This window comes from Bradyrhizobium sp. WCU1 (assembly GCF_053474805.1).
Map to the genome: position 1 here is coordinate 3,006,900 of NZ_CM130280.1, position 22,714 is coordinate 3,029,613.

The 22,714-nt window shown below is 62.3% G+C and carries 19 protein-coding genes; 6 read left to right on the forward strand and 13 right to left on the reverse strand.

Translation table 11 applies throughout. The features are described 5' to 3' along the window. Positions 1–125: 125 nt before the first annotated feature. The 3 genes from ACTUWL_RS13925 (at position 126) to ACTUWL_RS13935 (ending at position 3,567) form a co-directional block, all read left to right on the forward strand. A complete protein-coding gene (locus ACTUWL_RS13925; RefSeq protein ID WP_035653081.1) occupies positions 126–1,088 on the forward strand; it encodes an acetyl-CoA carboxylase carboxyltransferase subunit alpha in 963 nt (320 codons plus the stop codon). Between the two features lie 229 nt (positions 1,089–1,317). Further along, positions 1,318–2,775 (forward strand): L,D-transpeptidase family protein, encoded by a 1,458-nt coding sequence (locus tag ACTUWL_RS13930; protein WP_021081566.1) that lies wholly within the window; start codon positions 1,318–1,320, stop codon positions 2,773–2,775. Positions 2,776–3,171: 396 nt separating this feature from the next. Then, the gene (locus ACTUWL_RS13935) at positions 3,172–3,567 is read left to right on the forward strand and encodes a nuclear transport factor 2 family protein (protein WP_021081565.1); all 396 of its coding nucleotides are present in this window, start codon (positions 3,172–3,174) and stop codon (positions 3,565–3,567) included. A gap of 28 nt (positions 3,568–3,595) precedes the next feature. Here ACTUWL_RS13935 and ACTUWL_RS13940 read toward each other — a convergent pair whose 3' ends face one another. The 9 genes from ACTUWL_RS13940 to ACTUWL_RS13980 form a co-directional block, all read right to left on the reverse strand. Then, positions 3,596–3,826 carry a cysteine rich repeat-containing protein gene (locus ACTUWL_RS13940; protein WP_021081564.1) on the reverse strand — a complete coding sequence of 77 codons (231 nt, stop codon included), beginning with the start codon at positions 3,824–3,826 and terminating at the stop codon, positions 3,596–3,598. Between the two features lie 63 nt (positions 3,827–3,889). Continuing rightward, a complete protein-coding gene (locus tag ACTUWL_RS13945; RefSeq protein WP_021081563.1) occupies positions 3,890–4,591 on the reverse strand; it encodes a branched-chain amino acid ABC transporter ATP-binding protein in 702 nt (233 codons plus the stop codon). Then, on the reverse strand, positions 4,584–5,318 hold the full coding sequence (locus tag ACTUWL_RS13950; RefSeq protein ID WP_021081562.1) for an ABC transporter ATP-binding protein: 735 nt from the start codon (positions 5,316–5,318) through the stop codon (positions 4,584–4,586). The genes ACTUWL_RS13945 and ACTUWL_RS13950 overlap by 8 nt, the downstream gene beginning before the upstream one ends. Further along, on the reverse strand, positions 5,305–6,399 hold the full coding sequence (locus tag ACTUWL_RS13955; protein ID WP_021081561.1) for a branched-chain amino acid ABC transporter permease: 1,095 nt from the start codon (positions 6,397–6,399) through the stop codon (positions 5,305–5,307). Before ACTUWL_RS13955 ends, ACTUWL_RS13950 begins: the two co-directional genes overlap by 14 nt. Before the next feature lie 7 nt (positions 6,400–6,406). After that, positions 6,407–7,627, reverse strand: coding sequence for a substrate-binding protein (locus ACTUWL_RS13960; protein WP_021081560.1), 1,221 nt, complete (start codon positions 7,625–7,627; stop codon positions 6,407–6,409). A 5-nt stretch (positions 7,628–7,632) separates the two neighbouring features. Next, on the reverse strand, positions 7,633–8,490 hold the full coding sequence (locus ACTUWL_RS13965; protein WP_021081559.1) for a branched-chain amino acid ABC transporter permease: 858 nt from the start codon (positions 8,488–8,490) through the stop codon (positions 7,633–7,635). 36 nt (positions 8,491–8,526) lie between these two features. Continuing rightward, complete coding sequence (locus ACTUWL_RS13970) at positions 8,527–10,041, reverse strand: amidase (RefSeq protein WP_021081558.1); 1,515 nt, start codon at positions 10,039–10,041, stop codon at positions 8,527–8,529. Between the two features lie 166 nt (positions 10,042–10,207). Further along, the gene (locus ACTUWL_RS13975; protein ID WP_021081557.1) at positions 10,208–11,392 is read right to left on the reverse strand and encodes a substrate-binding domain-containing protein; all 1,185 of its coding nucleotides are present in this window, start codon (positions 11,390–11,392) and stop codon (positions 10,208–10,210) included. 68 nt (positions 11,393–11,460) lie between these two features. Continuing rightward, positions 11,461–12,642 carry a substrate-binding domain-containing protein gene (locus tag ACTUWL_RS13980; protein ID WP_021081556.1) on the reverse strand — a complete coding sequence of 394 codons (1,182 nt, stop codon included), beginning with the start codon at positions 12,640–12,642 and terminating at the stop codon, positions 11,461–11,463. Positions 12,643–12,820: 178 nt separating this feature from the next. On the opposite strand from ACTUWL_RS13980, the gene ACTUWL_RS13985 reads away from it, so the two are divergent. Both ACTUWL_RS13985 and ACTUWL_RS13990 read left to right on the forward strand, forming a co-directional pair. Beyond that, a complete protein-coding gene (locus ACTUWL_RS13985) occupies positions 12,821–13,264 on the forward strand; it encodes a MarR family winged helix-turn-helix transcriptional regulator (protein WP_021081555.1) in 444 nt (147 codons plus the stop codon). 166 nt (positions 13,265–13,430) lie between these two features. Next, complete coding sequence (locus ACTUWL_RS13990) at positions 13,431–13,865, forward strand: VOC family protein (protein ID WP_021081554.1); 435 nt, start codon at positions 13,431–13,433, stop codon at positions 13,863–13,865. A gap of 89 nt (positions 13,866–13,954) precedes the next feature. Here the strand turns inward: ACTUWL_RS13990 and ACTUWL_RS13995 are convergent, their stop codons facing one another. The 4 genes from ACTUWL_RS13995 to ACTUWL_RS14010 form a co-directional block, all read right to left on the reverse strand. After that, on the reverse strand, positions 13,955–15,976 hold the full coding sequence (locus ACTUWL_RS13995) for a putative bifunctional diguanylate cyclase/phosphodiesterase (RefSeq protein ID WP_291734137.1): 2,022 nt from the start codon (positions 15,974–15,976) through the stop codon (positions 13,955–13,957). A gap of 245 nt (positions 15,977–16,221) precedes the next feature. Further along, a complete protein-coding gene (locus ACTUWL_RS14000) occupies positions 16,222–16,554 on the reverse strand; it encodes a hypothetical protein (protein WP_021081552.1) in 333 nt (110 codons plus the stop codon). 124 nt (positions 16,555–16,678) lie between these two features. Continuing rightward, the gene (locus ACTUWL_RS14005; protein WP_021081551.1) at positions 16,679–18,346 is read right to left on the reverse strand and encodes a methyl-accepting chemotaxis protein; all 1,668 of its coding nucleotides are present in this window, start codon (positions 18,344–18,346) and stop codon (positions 16,679–16,681) included. Between the two features lie 114 nt (positions 18,347–18,460). Continuing rightward, complete coding sequence (locus ACTUWL_RS14010) at positions 18,461–18,721, reverse strand: hypothetical protein (RefSeq protein WP_021081550.1); 261 nt, start codon at positions 18,719–18,721, stop codon at positions 18,461–18,463. Positions 18,722–19,539: 818 nt separating this feature from the next. Here ACTUWL_RS14010 and ACTUWL_RS14015 point away from each other — a divergent pair. After that, positions 19,540–20,916: a helix-turn-helix domain-containing protein gene (locus ACTUWL_RS14015; RefSeq protein ID WP_021081549.1), complete on the forward strand. Its 1,377-nt coding sequence runs from the start codon at positions 19,540–19,542 to the stop codon at positions 20,914–20,916. The last annotated feature ends 1,798 nt before the right edge of the window (positions 20,917–22,714 follow it).

Consider the following 22,714-nt stretch of genomic DNA (forward strand, 5'->3'; position numbering starts at 1 on the left):
CCTGCCTGCGATCCCGAAGCGCGCATACCGCCCGAATGCGCGTTAACCATTTGAAGTTACGTAACTTCTCTGTATCACGCCGAAACCGCTTCGCCCCTCGCACCGTTCCTCCCTATATTGAGTTGATGCCCGACCCGATGCGCAGCTATCTCGACTTCGAAAAACCCGTCGCCGAGCTTGAATCCAAGATCGACGAGTTGCGCACGCTTGCCGCAAGCGGCAGCGACATCGGCGACGAGGTCGCGCGGATCGAGGACAAGGCGGCGCAGGCGCTCACCGACCTCTACGCCAATCTGACGCCGTGGCAGAAGACGCTGGTGGCGCGGCATCCGCAGCGGCCGCACTTCACCGATTTCATCGGCGGCCTGATCACCGAATTCACGCCGATGGCCGGCGACCGCAAATTCGCCGACGACGAAGCGCTGATCGGCGGCTTCGGCCGCTTCCGCGGCGAGAGCATCTGCGTGGTCGGCCAGGAGAAGGGCGCCACCACCGACAGCCGCATCAAGCACAATTTCGGCATGGCGCGCCCCGAAGGCTACCGCAAGGCGGTGCGGCTGATGGAGATGGCCGATCGCTTCGGCATCCCGGTGCTGTCGATCGTCGATTCCGCCGGCGCTTATCCCGGCATCGGTGCCGAGGAGCGCGGCCAGGCCGAGGCGATCGCACGCTCGACCGATGCCTGCCTGTCGCTCGGCGTGCCCAATATCGCGATCGTCACCGGCGAAGGCATGTCGGGCGGCGCCATCGCCATCACCACAGCGAACCGCGTGCTGATGATGGAGCACGCGATCTACAGCGTGATCTCACCGGAGGCCGCGTCCTCGATCCTGTGGCGCGACGGCACCAAGGCCCAGGAGGCCGCCAACAGCATGAAGATCACCGCGCAGGACATGCTGCGCTTCGGCGTGATCGACCAGATCCTCAAGGAGCCCTCCGGCGGCGCACATCGCGACCCCGCCGCGATGATCGCGACCACCGGCGATGCCATCGCCCAGGCCTTGAACGACCTACGAAATCTTGATCCGGACGCGATTCGCAAACAGCGGCGCCAGAAGTTCCTCGATATCGGCCGCAAGCTCGGCTGAGGCGTCCAAACGGCCGGATTTTTCGTCCAAATCGGCCGATTTCGCCGTAATTGGGCCCCGAGGCGGGTCTTTAACGTTCCTTGAACCATGCCTGCTACCGTGAGGGCTGTCAGCCCCGGTTCAGGTTGCGAGCAGGGGTGGTCGAAGGCTAATATTTTACACAATGGCTTCAGGGCATATTCGCCGTGTTGGGGTCGCGAAAATCGCCCGGTGGGTGTGGAGCTCGGACTTGACTCATCGCACGCTCGTACGCGCGCTTCTGACTTCGGCGGTGCTCGCCGCGGGCGTCATGCTCGCCGGCTGTGACAGCGACCAGATTTCGCTCGCCCAGAACGCCAAGGCCAACCAGCCGGTCCCGCCGAAACTCGTCGCTGCCATGACCGAGAAGGACATGGATATGCAGTCGCCGATCCTGGTGCGGCTGTTCAAGCAGGAGGCCGAGCTCGAGGTCTGGAAGCAGACCCGCTCCGGCCAGTTCGCACTGCTCAAGACCTATCCGATCTGCCGCTGGTCGGGCGATCTCGGCCCGAAGGTCCGCGAGGGCGACCGCCAGGCGCCAGAGGGATTCTACTCGATCAACCCGAGCCAGATGAATCCGCAGTCGGCCTACTATCTCTCGTTCAACACCGGCTATCCCAACGCGTTCGACAAGGCGCTCGGCCGTACCGGCTCGCAGCTGATGGTGCATGGCGACTGCTCCTCGCGCGGCTGTTACGCAATGACCGACGAGCAGATTGCGGAAATCTATTCGCTGGGCCGTGAGTCCTTCTTCGGCGGCCAGAAGGCGTTCCAGCTGCAGGCCTATCCGTTCCGGATGACGCCGGTGAACATGGCCAAGCACCGCAACAATCCGAACATGCCTTTCTGGAAGATGATCAAGGAAGGCTATGATCATTTCGAAGTGACGAAGCAGGAGCCGAAGGTCGACTTCTGCGAGAAGAAATACGTGTTCGACGCCGTCAAGGCACCGAACGCCACGCGCGATCCGGTGTTCGATGCTTCCGCGAAGTGCCCGGCCTATGTGGTCCCCGAGGAGATCGCGAGCGCGGTGCGCGAGAAGGAGCAGCAGGACGCCGCCGAGACTGCCAAGCTGGTGTCCAAGGGCACGCCGGTGGCGCGCCTCAACACCGGCATCGACGGCGGCATGAACGCGATCTTCGCCTCGAAGATTCCGGAAGGAAACACCGGTCTCTCCGAAGGCGGCGACAGCCAGGCGCTGCAATCGATGTCGCTCGCCCGCGCGCCCGGCACGATCCCCGGCACGGTCAATCCGCCACGGCCCAACCTCGCGGTCCAGCAGGACGAGCCGGTGGTGGCAACGACGTCGTCGACAACGCCCGCAGCCAACACCCGTGTCGCTTCGGCGAATGCGTCGGACAAGTCCGAAGGCTTCCTCTCGAGCTTTGCCCGCAAGGTCGGCATCGGTGGCGCCACCGCCGACGCCAGCAAGACCGCCGCACCGGCGCCGGCCGCTGCCGCACCGGCCAAGCCGAAGGTCGCCGATGCCAAACCGCAATCGGTTGTGCGCGTCGCCCCGAAGGCCGAGCCGAAAGTCACCGCCAAGCCCGCACCGAAGCCGCAAGCAACCGACACCGCCGCAGCCGCGCCGGCGGCGACCCAACTCGCCGGCTCTGCGCCGGTTGTGCAGACCAACTCGTTCGACACCCGCTTCTCCGCGGTGAAGTAAGCGCGGCGCGACTGCGCCGCGACGTTGGCGATAAGCATCCCAAACAACACACGATGTCGTCCCTGCGAAAGCAGGGAACCATAACCACAGGGCTGCGTCGTTGGAGCGCGCTGTGGCCACAGCTTGGCAAGGCAATTTGCATTCATGGTTATGGGTCGTCGCTCAGGGCCGGGACGAACACCGAGCGTCTCTGCCCGTCATTCCGGGGCGCGCCTCTTGGCGCGAGCCCGGAATCCATTGACCCGCAACACAAGTGGTGGAATGGATTCCGGGCTCGCGCTGCGCACGCCCCGGAATGACGGGAGAGACCGGCCACGCCCTCTTGATCACATTGCTCTTGCCATCCACGCTCAGACCTTCGCGGAATCACACGCGGGGCACAGCCGGGAGATTACGATGAACGATCAAGCCGTGCGGGCGGCGCTGCAGCGCCATTGGGAAGCGTCCGATGCCAGCGACTTCGAGCGCGAGCATGACATCTACGCCGAGGATGCCGTGCTCGACTATCCGCAATCGGGCGAGCGGATCCGCGGCCGGCATCACATCCAGCAAAGCCGCACGGTGCAGCCGAACAAGAAGCGGTTCGCGATCCGGCGTATCCTCGGCGGTGGCGAGCTGTGGATCACCGAGTACATCCTGACCTATGACGACAGGCCATCCTACGTGGTGAGCATCATGGAATTCCGCGACGGGCTGGTCGTCCACGAAACGCAGTATTTCGCGGACCGGTTTGACCCTTCGCCGTCGCGGGCACATCTCGTCAAGCACGTCGACGGGACGTCATCGCACTGAGCCGACGCATTGCCGCAGCAAGCGACGGCTACATGCCGTGGCTCTTGAACACCTTCTTGCAGCTTCGGCTCAAACTGTCGCGATTGGTCTGAAGACAGTTCTGCACGGCGCCGTCATTGCCGAGGTCCTTGCGGCAAAAGCGCTGTGCATCGCGCGAGCACGCCTTCTGTTCCGCCGAGGTGCCTGCATGCTGCGCCAGCGCTGCACCGCTGCTCATCGCGACAACGGCAAAAAGGGCTGCAATCGAAAAATAACGCATCGGTGAAGTCCTCCCGCGGGCCAACGGCAACCGGGGACGCTTCGTTCCTGTGGAACCGGAAATCTATGGCGCGAGATACCGCAGCAGTTCCGGATCGCTCCGCACCTTACCTGCCTCGCCCTGCAGCGCGACGCGGCCGCGGTCCAGCACATAGGCGTAGTCGGCGACGCGCAGCGCAAGGTCGAGATGCTGCTCGACGATCACGACCGAGATGTTCTTGGCGAGCTCGATCAGCCGCTCGGTGATCTCCTCGATCACGCCGATCCAGACGCCTTCGGTCGGCTCGTCCAGCAGCAGCAGCTTCGGGTTGCCGAGCATGGCGCGGCCGATCGCCAGCATCTTGCGCTCCCCGCCGGACAGCGTACCGGCCGGCTGGTCGAGCCGCTGGCCGAGCTTCGGGAAGATCGCCAGCACCCGATCGACCGCACTGGCGTCCGAATTGGACAGCGAGCCGACCGCGAGGTTGTCACGCACCGAAAGGCGCGCGAACACCGAATGCTCCTGCGGTACATAGCCGATACCGGAGCGCACCCGCTCCTCGGTACGGCGGCGGGTGATGTCGCGGCCATCGAAGGACAACTCACCCTGCGAGCTCGCGAGCTCGCCGACGATGGTCTTCATCAGCGTGGTCTTGCCGGCGCCGTTGCGGCCGAGCACGGCGACGCCGCCACGCCAGGGAATGCCGATGTTGACATCGAACAGGACCTGGCTGCGGCCATAGCCGGCATCGAGATGCCTTATATCGAGGAAGGTTTGCTCAGGCACGGCGAAGATAAATCTCCTGGACGCTCTTGTTGGCCTGGATTTCCGCGACCGTCCCCGACGCCAGCACCTTGCCCTGGTCGAGCACGGTGAGGCGATCGCAGATGTCGCGGATGAAATCGAGGTCGTGTTCGACGATGACAAGCGAGCAATGCTGCTTGATCGGTTGCAGCAGCTCGCCGGTGACGCGGCGCTCCTCGAGGCTCATGCCGCCGGTCGGCTCGTCCAGCAGCAACAGCCGCGGCTTGCCTGCGAGCGCCATCGCGATCTCGAGCCATTGCTGCTGACCGTGCGACAGCGCCGCCGCCGCATCATGCGCGCGATCGGCGAGCCGGAACTGGGTCAGCATCGTCATGACCTGATCGTGGAGCTTCTTGCGGGTGCGCGACAGCACCAGATCGAACAGCGAGCAATGCGCCTGCAACGCCAGCAGGATGTTGTCATACAGCGTCAGCGTGGGGAGTACCGAGGTGATCTGGAATTTCAGGCTCATGCCGGCGCGAGCGCGCTCGGTCGGCGTGAATGCCGTGATGTCGGTGTTGACGAAGGAGACCTTGCCCGTGGTCGGCACCTCGGCGCCGGCGACGCATTTCATCAGCGTGCTCTTGCCCGAGCCGTTCGGGCCGATCAGGCCGTGAAACTCGTTCTCGCCGACGGTCAACGCCGCGCCGTCAAGCGCAGTGAGCTTGCCGAACACCTTGCTGATCCCTTGCGCCTCAAGGAGCGGCATTGCCGGTCTCCTTTGGCGCCTTGCCGAAACTGCCCACCCGCTCGCGCTCGCCAAGCACGAACGAGATCAGCCCGAGCGGGCGGAACATGATGACGAGCAGCAGCAGCACGCCGAGGATGATCGGCCAGATGTCGCGGTAATTGTCCGACAGCCAGAAGCTGACGCCCTCGATGATCACGGTGCCGATCACGGCGCCGATCAAGGTGCCGGAGCCGCCGAACAACACGTAGAGCACGACCTGGGTCGAGAACACGACGCCCAGCATGTTGGGCCAGACGAAGCCTTCGTGGAAAGCATAGAGGCTGCCGGCGAGGCCGGCGATGGTGCCGCCGACCGCGAAGATGATCGCCTTCAGGTGCTGCGCCTTGTAGCCGAAGAAGGCGATGCGCTGCTCGTTCTCGCGCAGGCCGGCGAGCGCGAGGCCGAACTGCGAACGCACCAAAAAGCGGCACAGCAGATAGACCACGACGAGGATGCCGAGCACCATATAGTAGTAGACCGGCCCCTCTTCGAACTCGTAGCTGCCGAGGGTCAGCGGCGGGATCGAGGGGATGCCGTTCTGGCCGCCGAGATAGTACCAGCCGCGCGCCAGCCGATCGGCGGCATAGGAGCCGGTGAGCGTGCCGAGCGAGACGAAGATCACGCTCGAAGGATAGCGCCCGAGCAGCAGGAAGCCGCCGAGCAACAGCGATGCGGTGAGGCCAATCAAGGCGCCGGCCGGCAGGATCAAGAGGATCGAGGTGACGTTGAGGTCGCGCGCCATCAATGCCACACCGTAGCCGGCGGCGCCGAAGAACAGCGCTTGGCCGAAGCTCATGATGCCGGCATAGCCCCACACCAGGTCGAACGACAACGCGAACAGCGCGAGGATCACCACGCGGGTGGCGAACACCGTGAGATAATCCTGCAGCACCCATGGCAGGACCAGTGCGATCAGCAGCACCAGCCCTTCCACGATCGGCAGGACCTTCCATCCTGCCGATGCCTGTCCCGCCGGCGCGCGTGCGGCCGGTGCACTTTCACCCGTCACGACATCTGGTTCCTCACCGACGCGTGCGACGGCCTCGCTTGCTCTACCCATTGATCGCTCAGCACTCCTTGGGATCAACGAGACCGTCGCTGCGCGCCACGATCTCATAGTTCCCGCCTTTGGCAACAGCGGTGTACATCTTCATCTTGCAGTGACGCTTGCCCGGCACCATTTCGGCCGGCCCGCCCGGCCCTTCGGCGATCTTGGCGTGGTCGAGCGCGGCCGCAACCGACTCGCGGTCGATCTTGCCGGCCTTCTTGACCGCCGCTTCCCACAGCTTGAGGCCGCGATAGGTTCCGGTGGCGGCGCTGCCGGCCGCGAACAGGAAGTTGCCGGGGAAATCCTTCTCGTAAGCCGCTTGCAGCTTGGCGTCGAACGGATCTTCCTTGGTCAGCACCTTGAAGTAGTCGAGGCAGCTGGCCAGCCCCTCGATCTCGTTGGCCTGATTGATGTTGAGCGTGTTCTCGTCATAGTAGACGCAGGCGAGCCGACCGCCGTTCTTGAGGAAGCCCGCTTCATAGAGCTGCTTGAAGAACGGACCGACGCCGGGCGGAATCACGGTGTTGAACACCACGTCGACCTTGTTGGAGATGACGCGGTTCACCGTGGCCGAGAAGTCGACCTGGTCGAGCGGGTAATACTCCTCGAACACCACCTCGCCGCCATTGTCCTCGATCACCTTGCGGGCGTAGACGTTGAGCGTGTGCGGCCAGACATAGTTGGCGCTGGGCAGCGCGAACTTCTTGCCGCCGTTCTTGATCAGCCAGGGAATGAAGGTGTCGCATTGCTGCGCCGGCGTCGGCCCGGTGCAGAACAGATAGGGCGTGCACTCCTTGCCCTCGTAGAGCTGCGGATAGATGTAGAGCGTCTTGCCGCGCGCCACAATCGGATCCTTGATCGCGTTGCGCATCGACGACGTGATGCCGCCCAGCACCATGTCGACCTTGTCGCGCTGGATCAGCTTGCGGACATTGCCGACCGCGACCGATTCGTTCGAGGCGGTGTCCTCGATGTAGAGCTCGAGCGGCCGGCCGAGCAGCCCGCCACCGGCATTGATCTCCTTGATCACCATCTTGGCGACGTTGGCGTCGGCGTTGCCGGCATAGGCGATCGGGCCGGTCAGGTCGGTCGCGATGCCGACCTTGATCGGGCCCTCGGCGGCGTTGGCCCAATCCGGCCTGATCACCCAGCTACCGACTCCGGTCGCGAGTGCGCCGGTCGCGAAGGCGAAATTGCCCATGAAGCGGCGGCGCGTCAGGTTCATGCGTTCAATCGACATGGTGATTAGACCCCTTTCCCAGCAATGAGGCCTTGCGGCCGGAATTTGATGAAGGCGATGGCGAGCACGAAGACGAGCACGTCGGCGACGACAGGCGACATCACCCATGGCAGCGCCGCGCTGAGCGTGCCGATCAGGCCGGCGCCGGCGACCGGACCGATGAAGGAGCCGACCCCGCCGACCATCACGGCGACGAAGCCCTGGATCAGGAAACGGATGCCGAGATCGGCGAACAGGCTGAACACCGGCACGATCAACGCGCCGGCAAGCCCGGCCAGCGCCGCGCCGAACGCAAAGGTTGCGCCGTAGATCAATGGTGTCGAGATGCCCGAGGCGCGCGCCAGCGCCGGGTTCTCCAGCGTGGCGCGGACCCGCAGCCCGAACGAGGTGCGCGCCAGCAGCAGGTAGCAGGCCCCCATCACCAGCAGCGTGATCACGATGATGGTGAAGCGCCAGGCCGAGATGTGCACCGAGCCAAGGTCGATCGACCCGCCGATCGGCTCCGGCACGGTGAGATAGAAGCCGCCGATCAAGCCGCGTACGCTTTCGCGGATGATGAGCCCAAGCGCGTAGGTGCCGAGCATCGCCACGATCGGCGCGGCGTAGAAGCGCCGGATGATCAGCGCCTCCAGCACGAAGCCGAGCGCGCCGACCACGAAGGGCGCCGCGATCATGCCGACCCAGACCGGGGCGCCATGGGCATAGGCCAGGTAGGTCACATAGGCCCCGAGCAGGACGAACTCGCCCTGCGCAAAGTTGAAGATGCCCATCATGCTGGCGATGATGCCGAGCCCGAGCACGACCAGCACGATGATCGCGCCGAAGCTCACGATCTCGAACACCGCGGCGAAGGTGCTAGCCATGGTGTTCGATCCCTCCGGCCTGCGACAAGCGGCGCCTCACATCTTCTTCCAGTCGCCGGCCTGCTCGAAGGCGTGCGCGGCGCGGTAGATGGTGCTCTCCTCGAACATCCGGCCGACCAGCATCAGCCCGACCGGCAGCCCGTCGACCATGCCGCACGGCAGCGACATCGCCGGGTGATGGGTGATGTCGAACGGCGCGGTGTTGGAGATCATCTCGAGCGCGCGCGCGACGTATTCCTCGCGGCTGGCATTGGCCTCGGGCAGTTTCGTCGCCTTCATCGGCGTGGTCGGCATCAGCAGCAGGTCGTAGTCCTTGAACGCCTTGTCGTAGGCCGCGGTGAGCCTTCGCGAGATGTTGAGCGCCTTGCCGTAGAAGCGCGGACCGAAATTGTTGTTGATGTAGGTGCCGAGCAGCATGAACAGCTTGGTGGTCTCGGACAGCGAATCCGCCTGGCGGCGCCAGCCGCGATGGAAGTCCATCAGCGAGGTCGAATAGAGGTCGCCGCGGCTGAGGCCGTAGCCGTCGCCGAACATCATGGTCTGGGTCAGGCCTTCGGTGCCGATCGGCGTCCAGATCGCGCCGCCCGCCATGTGCATCGGGATCGAGACATTCTCGACCGAGGCGCCGAGATCCTTGAAGCGCTTGGCCGCCTCGCGCACGCTTTCGTTCACCGCAGCTTCCGCGGTCGGCTGCTCAAAGCCTTCCTTGAGGATGCCGATCTTCATGCCCTTGACGCCCTTGCCGAGCGCCTTGGTGTAGTCCTCGACCTTCGGCGCCTTGATGCGCGGGTCATAGCCGTCGTCGCCGGCGAGTACTTCGAGCAGCAGCGCATTGTCTTCCACGGTCGCGGTCATCGGGCCGGTGTGGTCGACATAGATCTCGATCGGCATGATGCCGGTGTAGGGCACGAGGCCCCAGGTCGGCTTCATGCCGTAGGTGCCGCAGAACGAGGACGGCATCCGGATCGAGCCGCCCTGGTCGCCGCCGATCGCCATGTCGACCTCGCCGAGCGCGACCACGACGCCGGAGCCCGACGACGAGCCGCCGGCCGAATAGCCCATCTTGTGCGGATTGTGCACCGGCCCGTAGGAGCCGGTGTGGCTGCCGCCGGACAGGCAGAAGTGCTCGCAATGCACCTTGCCCTTGATCTCGGCGCCGGCGTCCAGCATCCGGGTCACGATGGTGGCGTCGAAGTCGGGCACATAGCCTTCCAATGTCGACGAGCCGTTGGTCATCGGCACGCCGGCCAGCATGATGTTGTCCTTCAGCGCCACCGTCTTGCCCTTGAGCTTGCCGGAGGCCGCGCCCTTCACCGTCGACTTGCGATACCAGGCGTTGTGCTTGTTCTCCTCCGGCGCCGGACGAGTGCCGGGCGTGCGCGGATACTTCACCTCGGGCAGTTCGTCCGGCATCTGGGCGACGAGATTGTAGGCATCGACCGAGCCCTGCATCAGGCCGCGGAACGAGGCCACGTCCTCATCGGTGAGTGACAGACCGCACTGCTCGGCGACGGCACGAAGTTGCGTTGGCGTGGGAAGGACGACGGTCACGGCGCTCTCCTGAAGCTTTTGATCCCTGGATGATCCCTCGGCACGGGGCTGGGCTGCGCGCTGACCCGCGCGAACCGCTCACCCCGTCGCTGTATTGAAAACGGAAATATTTTCCTTTTCAAGTATTATTTCGCGAAACGCTTGCCCGAGGGTGTTGCACCGCCACTCAGATCGCCTTGATCACCCTGAAGTCGAGGCCGTCGGCTTCGGCAAGATACATCGGCATCCTGGCATGGCCATTGCGCACCGTGATCGAACCGCGCGGACTGCGATAGACCAGATTGTCGGTCGCCGCGAGCAGTGGCCGGATGTCCAGCGTGCCGGCGCGGTTGGCGGCGGCCTCGAGCAGGCAGAAGCCTTCATAGGCGGACTCGCCGCACGACCCGATCGGCGGCGCGAACGGCCCGAACATCGCCCGATGGCGGTCCCTGAAATCGTCGCCGGCGTGCGAGCCGACCGAGGGAAAATAGCCGGAGGCGCAGAACAGGTTCTCGGTCTTGTCGGCGCCGATGCCGAGCAGCGACGTTTCGTCGACGCAGCTGGCATAGCGCAGAATGGTGCGGGCGAGCCCGGCCTCGGCGAAGGCGCGGTTGAAGGTCACGCTGTCGGTGCCGATCAGCGAGATCAGCACGACATCGGGCTTCGCCGCACGGATCCGCTCCAGCTGCGCCGCGTGATCGTCCTCGCCGACCGGCACGAACTCCTCGCCGACCACCGTGCCGCCGGTCTCCTTGATGTAGCGCTTCACCGCGCGGTGCGATTGCCACGGCCAGACATAATCGCTGCCGATCAGGTACCAGCGCGCGGCGCGCTTGGTCTCGGCGAGCCAATGGATCGACGGCCGGCTCTGCCAGCGCGGCGTCTCGCCGATCGCAATCACGCCCGGCGTCCGTTCGCCGCCCTCATAGACCGGCGTGTAGATGTAGGGGATCTTGCTGCGGGTGATGAGGTTACGCAGTGCGAGGCGCACCGCGCTGGTGTGCATGCCCATGATGAGATCGACGTCGTCGGACGCGATCGCCTGCTCGGCGCGGTCCAGGACTTCGTCGAGCGGTCCGCCGGCGTCGTAGACCTGGAACTCGATCTCGCGGCCGAGGATGCCGCCGCGCCGGTTGATCTCGCTAACTGCGAGCTGTGCGGTCGAGGTCGTGGCCGGCCCCCACATCCCCGGCGAACCGGAGCAGCAGACGAAGCCCGCGACCCGCAGCCGGTTGCGCGCGCCGCGCGGACCGAACCCGCTGCGATCCATCGGCGCAAGCGCGCGATCCGACGCCGCCGACGCCAGATTCCTGAACAACAGGGACGGCGGGAACGGGAGGTTTCTTGCGGTGACGTTGAGCGTCGAATGCACACCTGCTCCTGTCTGGCACCGCACCCTGGGACAAGCGCGGCGTCGGCCTCGCGGACGACGGTGCCAAGCTAGATCGTCTTGATCACATTGAAGTCGAGACCGTCGGCTTCGGCAAGATAGATCGGCATTTCGGCACGGCCGTCACGAATGGTGACGGTGCCGCGCGCACCGCTGTAGACGAGGTTGCGCGCCGCTGACGACAGCGGCCCTGTCGACAGCGAACGGGCCCGGTTGGCCGCCGCTTCGAGGAAGCGCATCCCCTCGTAGTTCGACTGCCCGACCGAGCCGATCGGCGGCGCGTGCGCCCCGAACATCGCGCGGTAGCTGGTCTGGAATTCGTCATTGGCGCGCGAGTCGACGCAGCCGAAATAGCCGGAGGCGCAGAACAGGTTCTCCGTCGCGTCCGGCCCGATGCCGAGCAGCACCGTCTCGTCCATCGCGCCCGCATAGCGCAGCGTGGTGGCGGCGAGGCCCGCCTCGGCGAAGGCGCGGTTGAAGGTGATGCTGTCGGTCCCGATCAGGGTGATCAACACGACATCGGGCTTGGCGGCGCGGATCCGCGCCAGATGCGGCTCGTGATCGTCCTCGCCGAGCGGAACGAACTCCTCGCCGACCACCTGGCCGCCGGCCTCCTTGATGTAGCGCTTCACCGCGCGATGCGATTGCCAGGGCCAGACATAGTCGCTGCCGATCAGGTACCAGCGCCGCGCCTTCTTCACCTCGGTGAGCCAGTGGATCGCCGGCCGGCTTTCGGCCCGCGGCGTCTCGCCGATCGCCATCACGCCGGGGGTCCGCTCGCCGCCCTCATAGACCGGCGTGTAAACATAGGGGATGCGGCCGGCCGTGACCTTGCGCAGCGCGAGGCGCACCGCGGAGATATGCGAGCCCATGATGACGTCGATCTCGTCATAGGCGATCGCCCGCTCGGCGCGGCGCACGACCTCGTCGATGGGCCCGCCGGCGTCGTACATCGACAATTCGACCTCGCGGCCGCGGATGCCGCCGCGCCGGTTGATCTCGGCGACCGCGAGCATGACGCTGTTGGCGGAGATCGGCCCCCAGATTCCCGGGGCGCCGGAGAAGGTGATGAAATTGCCGATCCGAAGCTTGCTGTCGGTACCACCGCGGCGCGAGGAGCCCGGCTTGACGGTCAAAGCGAGATCGGCCGCGCAGGACGACGGGCTTCGAAACAGGTGCGGCGGCGCGACGGGCAAGCCGCCATACGCCTGGTAAGAGACCGTCGAGAGCACGCCAACTCCTGTCTGGGAAGCAATACGCAACGCAGCCAGCGGGCGGTCACGGCATCCGCCCCTTGGTTGGGGGAATATCCTAGGGGAAAATATTGAATATTCAACAATTGAAGTGCATATAGAAACGGCATGCGTTGCCGGACATTCATTCACCGGGTCAGGAACCAGGTCTCACGCCGTGGCTAAACCGCCGAAAGAAAACTCCCCGATCACCGAACACCTCACCTACCTGCTCGCGCAAGCCAACCGGGAGATCAACCGGCAGTTGGAGACGCGGCTGGCTAAGGAAGGCGTGCCGGTCGAGCAGTGGCGCATCCTCAAAGTGCTGTCCGACGGCAACGGCCACTCGATGGGCGAGCTTGCGGACGCCGTGCTGCTCAACCATCCGACGCTGACCAAGATGATCGACCGCATGGTGTCGGACGCGCTGGTCTACCGCGTGCAGGACCCGAAGGATCGCCGCAAGGTCTTGATGTTCGTCTCCGACCGCGGCAAGGCGCTGTGCCGGCGTCTGAACTCGCTGGCGGTGAGCCAGGAGGCGCACATCGTCGAGAGCTATGGTGACAAGTCGACCACCGAGCTCAAGCGCCTGCTGGAAAGCCTGATCGGCAGCGCCAACTAAGGCCGCGCCGGCCGGGCGCCGCCACGATCGAAATCATCGAAAAAAACGGCAGGGAAATGTCGGGATATGGCTGACCGGTGCGTCCTCTGGGCGCGCCGGTGGCGCAGCCTTCGCGCCTGGGCGCTTTAGGTCCACCCGATCGACAAACTAGCGAGGACATCCCGTCATGCCTTCGATCACACCGTTCCTCTGGCTCGACAACAACGTCCGCGATGCCGTCGCCTTCTACAAATCGGTGTTCCCGAACGCCGAGATCGAGACCGTCAGCGACTTCATGGCGAGCTTCGAACTCGAGGGGCAGCGGTTCTACGCGCTCAATGGCGGGCCGCAGTACAAGTTCAACGAGGCGGTGTCGTTCTTCCTCAGCGTCGAGACCCAGCAGCAGGTGGATTACTTCTGGGAGAAGCTCACCGACGGCGGCCAGGAATCGCGCTGCGGCTGGCTCAAGGACCGCTTCGGCCTGTCCTGGCAGGTGATCCCGACCGCGCTGAGCCGCTACCTCGGCGACCCCGATCGGAAGGCCGCGGACCGCGTCATGCAGGCGATGCTGAAGATGCAGAAGATCGTGATCGCCGACCTCGACAGGGCGTACGCGGGCTGAGAGCTGCCGACGATCTGGAGCAGCCCCTAGCCTGATCCGGCATCTGAGCGCGCTTCCTTCGAAGCACGCTCAGTGTTCGATCGGCCGCGCTAAACCCCTTCGGCTTGCCTGGACGGGTCGACACTGACATTGCGCCGAAGAAATCCCAAGACATCGGCCTCGGCGATCGGCGGTGAATAGAAATAGCCCTGCACCGTGAGGCGCCCGAGCTCTTTCAACACGTCCAGTTCCTGCTGAGTCTCCACACCTTCGATGACGCAATCGAGACCCATGTCGCGGCTGAGCGCCAACAGCGATTTGACGATTTTGTAGCTCGCGGGATTCTCGTTCAGATTGGTGACGAAACTTCGGTCGATCTTGATCTTTGTCAGCGGGAGCGCATGCAGGCGAGACAGGCTCGAATATCCGGTTCCAAAGTCATCGAGCGAGATTCCGCAGCCAAGCAGCCGCAGCAACTCAACCGAGTTGCGGACCTCCTCGAAGTCATGCGTGAACGCGGTCTCGGTGATTTCGAGGTCGATCCTGTTCGGCGGAAACCCGCTGTTGCGAATGATGCTGACGATGGCCAACGTGTTCCGGGACGAATTGAGGTCATGGGCTGAAAGATTGAATGAGAGCCGGATATCGCTCGACCAGCGGGCCGCCGCCGCCAACGCCTTCCGAAGCAGCGGCTTGGTCAACAAGTCGATGATGCCTGCCCGCTCGGCGACCGGGATGAACTGCGCCGGGGGAATTTTGCCGAGGATCGGGCTGGTCCAGCGCGCCAGCGCTTCAAAGCCAACCGTCGCTTGCGATCGAATGTCGACGATGGGTTGAAACAGGACTGTCAGCTCCTCATCAAAGTCAGCCAGCTTCAGGGCTTGCTCAATGCGGGCGTCACGATTGATCTGCGCTTCATGGCTCGAGGAAAACAGCACCGCTTCACCACGTTTGGCGCCCTTGCCATGATAAAGAGCGTAGTCGGCACGCTCGAACAACTGCTCTACGGAGGATGCCATCTCCGGATAAACTCCGATCCCTATCGATCCGGAGATCTTCACGGTTGCTTCGGGCAGAACGAAAGGCAATCGCAGCGATTGCGCAAGCTGGTCTGCTTGTGCGACAAGCGCTTCGTCCTTCGGCGCGTTGGCGACGACATACGCAAATTCATCTCCGCCGAGGCGCGCCAAGAATACATCCCGGTCGGACGCACATTGATCGGAAAGCCGCCTGGCAACCTCGATCAGCAACCGATCGCCGACCGCGTGACCATAAAGGTCATTGACCGGCTTGAATCCATCCAGGTCGATAATTGCAAGGGCGACACGCGATTGATCCGACGAAGCGTCCTGCAGCACGTCCCCAATGCGACTGAAAAATGCCCGCCGGTTCGGCAGATCGGTGAGACTGTCTAGATTCGCGAGGCGCAAATTCTCGTTGCCGAGCAACTCCGCCCGCGCCTGCGCTTCGACCATCCGGGTAAAGTCACGATATTGAATCGATATGACAATAACGATAGCGACCGTCACCAGCGTGAAATTGACTGCCATGCTGACGAAAACGGGAACCCCAGTCGACGCAAAGAACACCACGAAGGGAAGGCTGACGGTGAGCGCGACAGTCACTGCCGCCGAACGCGAATGAATCAGGCACACCATGCTGCTGAGCATCACGATGGTCTCGAACAGGCCGACAAAGGCTTGCTCGTACGCGTCACCATACGGGAACAGGGCAAATCCCCACGCAGCGAACGCCAAGCCGAGAATGGCGGCCAGCAAGTTCGTCCGTCGCAGCTCACGAAGCGCTCGCTCGTCGGTCAGCGCGAGCTCTCGCTTACGCCACCACACGACCAGCCTGACGCAACAAACGACGCTGAGCAACAAGGCAACACCGAGCGTCAGCCAATCGGGCGCTTTCCCGATAAAGTTGGATGAGACGACCCATGCGTTTGCAACAAGGATGAAGTAGAGCAACGGAACCAATCGCGAGAGCGCCGCGAGTTGCGCACGGAGCAAGCCTGGCTTTCCGCTGTCGACCGACAGGAGCCCGACCGCCGCAGATAGCCCCTTCCTTACGACCATCACGCATGCCTTGCGCGTGCCGGCAAACCGAGAACCGCACAAACGCAGCATTCTGACTTGCGACGATTCCAACACGCTGAAGCCCCCTCTCACGCCAACAAAACTGGCCGCAGATGGGTGAGTTGAGGCGAACCGATCTCGGCGATTTTCACTGCCACGCCGATTTTCCCCGAGCGTCGCGTCGTTCGCCTCACCTACCCGCCAATTGCCTCAATAGAATCCGGACGAAGACAACGACAATCACACCCACTCTGTCGCTGACGCACACGCACCAAGCTGACAGCACGCCAGAATCGCTAGCCACCAATCAGGCGACTGACATTGTATTTCGCACGCTCTACCTCGAGGCACGCAACGGCGATCCTCAAGGCCAGCTCCTGACGACGCTCCTCGTCTGCCAACGTCTCAAGCAACGGATTTATTTCCTGCAGCGCGCCCTCCAGGAGGCCAATCACCCCGGTCAATCTGGCCCGCAGTTGACCACCGGCATCGGCGGCGTTTGCGCCCTCCGCCGCCAATCGCCGTTGGTTGCCGCACTCGGGATTGTCGGGCCCCGCGGCATCTGGCATCGAACCGCTGTTCACCGCGATCGGTGGCGCTTTGCGTGGGAAAATCAAGATATTCTCCATGATTAGACACTCCAGGTCAGGCAGGTCCCGACCAGCCGACGATCGTATCGGGAGCCCCTTCAATGCGTCCGCTCAGCCTCGCCCGCTTTCAGCGGCAGACACCTCCGCAGACCGGCTCGGCCGATTAGCCCAGCGCCGCCGCTTCGGACGCCGCACGCTGCATACTCGACGACATCTCCTTTGTGACCACGCTCTGCTCTTCGACCGCGGCGGCAGTTGACGTCACGTACTCGCTGACATGCTGGATGGCTGAGCGGATCGTTCTCAGCGCCTCGACCACATCGTTCGAAATTCCATTGAGACTTTCGATCTCCTGGTTGATCTTGTCGGTCGCCTGCTTTGCCTGATTGGCAAGATTCTTCACCTCGGCCGCCACGACCGCAAAGCCCCGCCCCGCCTCTCCGGCGCGAGCCGACTCGATCGTTGCGTTGAGCGCCAGCAGATTGATCTGGCCGGTGATCTCGTGAATCATCTGCACGATCCCGCTCATCGATTGAGCCGCTTCGGTCAGGCGTTGCGCCTGCTTGTCCGCCCCCTCGACATGTCCGACAGCCGTCATCGTCGTTTCCCGCGACTTGGACATAGCGGACGAAATCTCCTGGACCGATGCGTTGAGCTCCTCCGCGCCCGCCGCGACCGACTCCATCATCCCGCGGACATGCTCGCTCTTTCTCCGCGCGATCACTTGCGCCGTGACGTCGGAAGCGTACTTCACGACCTTGAACGCTTTGCCATTCAGATCGAGAATTGGATTGTACGACGCCTGTATCCAGACCTCGCGACCGCCCTTCCCGAGCCGGAGATACTCTCCGGCCTGATAGCAGCCGTCCCGCAATGACTTCCAGAATGCCCGATAGTCCTCGCTGCCGCTGTCAGCCGGCGCAACGAAGATCGAGTGATGCCTCCCCTGGATCTCGTGAAGGGAGTAGCCCAATGCATTCAGAAAATTTTCGTTGGCCGTGATGACCGTGCCATCCATGTTGAACTCGATGACCGCCTCGGACTTTCCGATGGCAGAAATCTGCCCGGCGAAATCGGCGGCCTTGAGCCGTTGTTCGGTTATGTCGGTCGCGAACTTGACCACCTTGATCGGCTTGCCCTGGTCATCGAGAATCGGATTGTACGATGCGAGAATCCAGACTTCGCGGCCTCCGTTGCCGATACGCTTGTATTCGCCGGATTGATATTCGCCGCGCGTCAAGCGTGACCAGAACTCTCGATACGCCGATCCGTCGCGCTCGTCCGGCGCAACGAACATGCGGTGATGCTGCCCCCTGATATCGGCGAGCGAGTAGCCGAGCGCCCCGAGAAAATTCTCGTTGGCCGTGACGATGGTGCCATCGAGTTCGAATTCGATGACGGCCTGCGTGCGATTGATCGCGGCAAGCTTGCCGGCCGCATCCAGATTGCGGGCCTTCGCCCGCGTGACGTCGGTCGCGAACTTGACCACCTTGAACGGCCTGCCCTGCTTGTCGACGATCGGATTGTAGGACGCCTGAATCCATATTTCGCGACCGCCCTTTGCAACACGCCTGAACTCCGCCGATCGCAACTCTCCACGGCCGAGCGCTGCCCAGAATTCGCGATACTCGACAGTGTCCCGCTCTGACGCGTCGACGAACATGCTGTGATGCTTCCCGCGGATTTCCTCCAGCGAATAGCCGACGGCGTCGAGAAAATTACGATTCGCCGTGATGATCGTGCCATCCACGTTGAACTCGATCACGGCTTGAGACCGATCGAGCGCATCGATCAGGGCTTGCGCGTCCGCACGCTCTTTGCGACCAAACATTGATGTCCTCCTGATTGGATTGGCCAACGATTCGCGATGAAATTCAGGCCTTCGAGACCGCCGCGCCGTTGGAAATGTTGACTAGGATGGCCTCTCGGAAACCACGGGTTTCAATCACCGGTACGTGCGGATCGCCGACAGCGAACGGAGCGTCCTGTCGATCCTTTGAATATCGGATGCCACGATCAGCAGGCTCACGAATGCCGCATCCTGCTCCTGCAGCGACATTCCACCCTGTGCGACGGAACCATCCAGGCCGGCGCGAAACCGGCCCAGCTCTTGCCTCTGGCGTTCGAGCAATTGACTGAGCCGAAGATAGATCGAGTCGGCACCGGGCAACTGCGACTCCGAATCAGCCGGTTCGGACAGCTGCATCCGCCTCGCGCGGAATCTGACGACATTCTCTGGCACGCGTACGGTTCCATTTCTTCGTGACCACGTAACCGCGTCAAGCCTCGCGGAGTTAGATTCATCTACCGCCGAGAGCTTAACGGAGCTGCTGCCCTGTTCGCGTCAAACTGAACCAGATCGCGCCAAGGCTCGCGCGTCGCACCACTCCTGCGCCAACCAACAGATGCGACATGCAAGCCCGTTAGCGCCACGAAGGACCGGTTCGTGCCACGACGAAAGGTTCCAGCTTGATCGATCGAGCGTCATGGCGTCGAATCACCTGAGCACCATGCATCGAGAAGCGATGTGATCGTCGCGCGATCGCGAACGACTCTGGAAATCTGCCGAAGCACCGGCACGGACGCAGCGTTGCACTCACATGAACCGGAACTCACGGCGTCGGAAGACGCTGGCGCGATCGCGTCTTGATCGCACCGCGTGATTTATTTTCGTTAAGTCGCGGCAACACAAGCTCAATTTTCGGCGAATATGCACGAGCGCGGCGCGTCGACATCATGCTTCGCAATGACGAACGCGATCCGGGTCAGACCTGCTTCATTTCAAACTCTGCTCAGCCCTCTCGCGATGACACGGCGCGAACCAGCGGAGGGACGAATGCGGCTTGACAGCTGTCCTGATTTACCGAACAGATGCCGGAGGCTCATTTGATATTGATCGACTGGTTGGATAGACGCGAAGCCGCAGCGAAGGCGACGACAATGGTCTGAGCAGCGCCAGTGGATGTTCCGTGAATATTTGGTATTCGGCATTTGCCGAACGAACATTTGCAGGGCTGCTCTTGGATGAATAAAGACGACGACCGTCACGATCTCATTCTTGATCGACCCGACGGTTTCTTTGTGCACGACGCGCAGGGCCGATTTCTCGATATCAACGAACAGTCGTCAATCGATCTCGGCTATTCGCGCGAAGAACTCCTGGCGATGACCATCAACGATATCTCGATCGGAGCGACCCCTGCCGAGAACGCGGTGAAGTGGGGAAATGCAGAGCCAGGAATGGCGATGACCTTCCGCGAGATCGCGGTCAGACGAGACGGCTCGAGTTATCCGGTCGAGATCAGCGTCACGTGCCAGATGATGCAAAACCGAAAGGTATTTGTCGGGCTGGCTCGCCGGGTCAACGACCAAGTCCTGCAGCCCGACACCGCCCCCGCCCTACGAGGCTCGTTGTTCGAATTGTCTTCGTTGCAGCAACAAAGGCATTTGCTCGATCGCTTTCAAGTTCTTGCAACCGACATGGATCGGCTCAAACGGTCGGCGCTGGCAGTCTTCGGCGTCAGAGAGTTGCACGTGTCTTCAGCCCCATTCGAGGTGCGGGCCAGTGTCGTTTCGCTCAACGAACTCGGCCTGGTGTATGTGGCGACAACGACCGACTTCACGTGCAGCTTCCCCGAAGAGGCGCATTTTCGTTTGCAGTTTGCGATTAGTGGTAGCGGCACGACAGCAACGGCAGACGCATTCGCCGAAATCGACGAGCAGCGCGCATGTATCCTCCCGCCGGGGCAACACTCTGAACTTCACTTGCGCGGCGGCCACCGACGTCTCGCGCTACGAATTGCTCCTGACGCGTTCAAACGCAAGTTGAGCGCCTTGATGGGCGGAATGCCAAGCGGCGAGCTCGTTTTTGAGCCGTCGCTGGACATGACACTCGAGCGCTCGCAGCGCTTGCTGCAGACGACACTGTTTCTCGCCGAGACCGTGAACTGGTCGTCGTCAGCGAAGGTTCCTTCGCTTGCGTTGCGCGAGCTGGAGCAGGCGGTCATCGTTGCGGCTCTCGAGGCCGGCCGACACTCGCATAGTCGCTTTCTGCAGGGCGCGGCTGCCGCTGCGGCGCCTCATCACGTTCGGAAGGCCGAGGAATATATCGAAGCCAATTGGTCTCGCTTGGTTCCGATCGAAGAACTCGTTGCGGTCGCGGGCGTTGGAGCGAGGACGCTTTTTCGTTCGTTCAGCCAATTTCGCGGCCGCTCGCCCATGCAGTTTGCCAGACTGGTCCGCCTGCAACGGGCGCGCGAGCTGCTTTCGGCACCCACTTCGGAGACCACGGTTATCGGGACCGCCCTGGCTTGCGGCTACTCCAATGCAAGTCATTTTGCACGGCATTATTTCGAGGCCTTTGGCGAGCGTCCGTCGCAGACGCTGGCGCGACACAGCTGAACATCGGTCGGTCCGGCCAATTCCAACGACGTCGGTGCGAAGCGGTCTTCCGAAGAGACCATGCGCAAAAGGCTAAAGTGCATCGCGCACTAAAGCGCGATGAGATTTGGTTGAATCATCATCGCGCTTTAGACCTTTGTTTGAGCATGATCTCTTCGGAAAACCGCTTCGCACTTTTCCGGATCATGCTTTAGCCGGTGCAGCGACAGATCGTGGGATGGGCCAAGCGAAGCATGCCCACCGTCGAAAGCAACGCAAGACGTGGTGGACATGCTTTCGCTTTGCCCACCCTCCAATCGCGACGATCGCAGCCGATTACGCGTACCTGCCGTGGCAGTGCTTGTATTTTCAACGGAAGTGAAATTGTGGAGTCGTTTCAACGAAGTACGAACCCTATGGTTTGCCCTGTCAATCTTTTGTCAAACGGCCTGCCTTTTCTTCAGTGCATCGTGTGCTGCTGATGCGCTCCAGCGTTGTCAGAGTCTCTGATGCGTTTCGTGGTGGGACCAGTGCTTCGGGACACCTAACTGCTTTGGACGCATCGTCGGGCTTCGTCGTGAGCTGCTGGGCTAAATGTACTGTTGCGTTGCTCCGATAGCGATCTGGATTTTCACAGGTGAAATTGGCTTCGGGGGCATTCGACCGGACACGTCGTGCCGGTGGTGATGTCGATGAGCTGACGCAGCGGCCACGGCGCTTGAAATGCCAATAGACAAAGCGGGCGATAGATTAAGGCCTCAGATGAAATTAAGTTTTCGTAATGCGGCAATTGCCGGCGTCGTCGAGAGCTAAATACCAAGACTCTCCCTACAGCAAATCTCGGGTGCCAAACCTGTCGAGTTCGCAGCAAGCGAATGGAGTTCAGTGAGGACATCACGCCAAACGAGATTGGACGAGTCGCAAGCTACTGATGACACGTTGTCGGTGGCATGATGAGGGCGACGCCGCAACCTACTGCGACCCTCGAGCCGCACAGCTTCGGCCAAATGGGGCTGTGTTTGCTAGCGCTGACGAACAGGACGTAAAAGGGAGACCGCTCAGCCACCCCTTACCGAAGAGTGTCCGCATTTGGCGTGTGTGACGGGGCTATATGCAAGCTTCCACGATCATGCTTTGGCCTGCTCGGCTGAAGTGTGATTGAAGGCAACTGCAAGATTGGACTTAGGTACTTTGGAATTGTCCTCGTGATTGTTCACCCAATCAGTGGACACGAGCGCAGCGAGTATCGTCCGCAAGGACGATTGCATTTGATTCTATGGTTTCAGGCTGAACCATCATGCTGCGGCATTGGCAGCTAATTGATCCGGCCGTCGACGATACGAAATGATCCAGTTAAGGGAGAAATGGAGCTGGGGGTCCTACATAGCGCTGGACTCGAAAGATCAAACACCAGGAATCACCGCCCGCCGAGGGGTTTCCTTTCGTGAGGGTCAAAACGGTTTTGCGGTTTTATTATACCCCTCAAGCTGATAGTTGGTCAGAACTTCTTAGGCAACGTGTAAATCGCTGATCTAATGGCAGAAATTGGCATCACGATTTCTTGAGCTGCATTGCGGAGATGGTCTGTAGACGCCTCCCAAAAGGCGCTAGGAGCGTCGCCCATGCGGCAATCCTGAAAAGCGTCAAAAAACCGATTCGAAAAAGCTAGATCGCAACTGGTTGCGTTTTTGCTGATTTACAGAACTGCCGTCTGATTGCCAAACACTCAAAGCGAGATAGGTTTCTCGTCGCAAGGACGCCCGAGCGATGGAGAAGCCTATGGAATAGCCGAGCGAAACAACAAAGTCTGAGCTGAGGC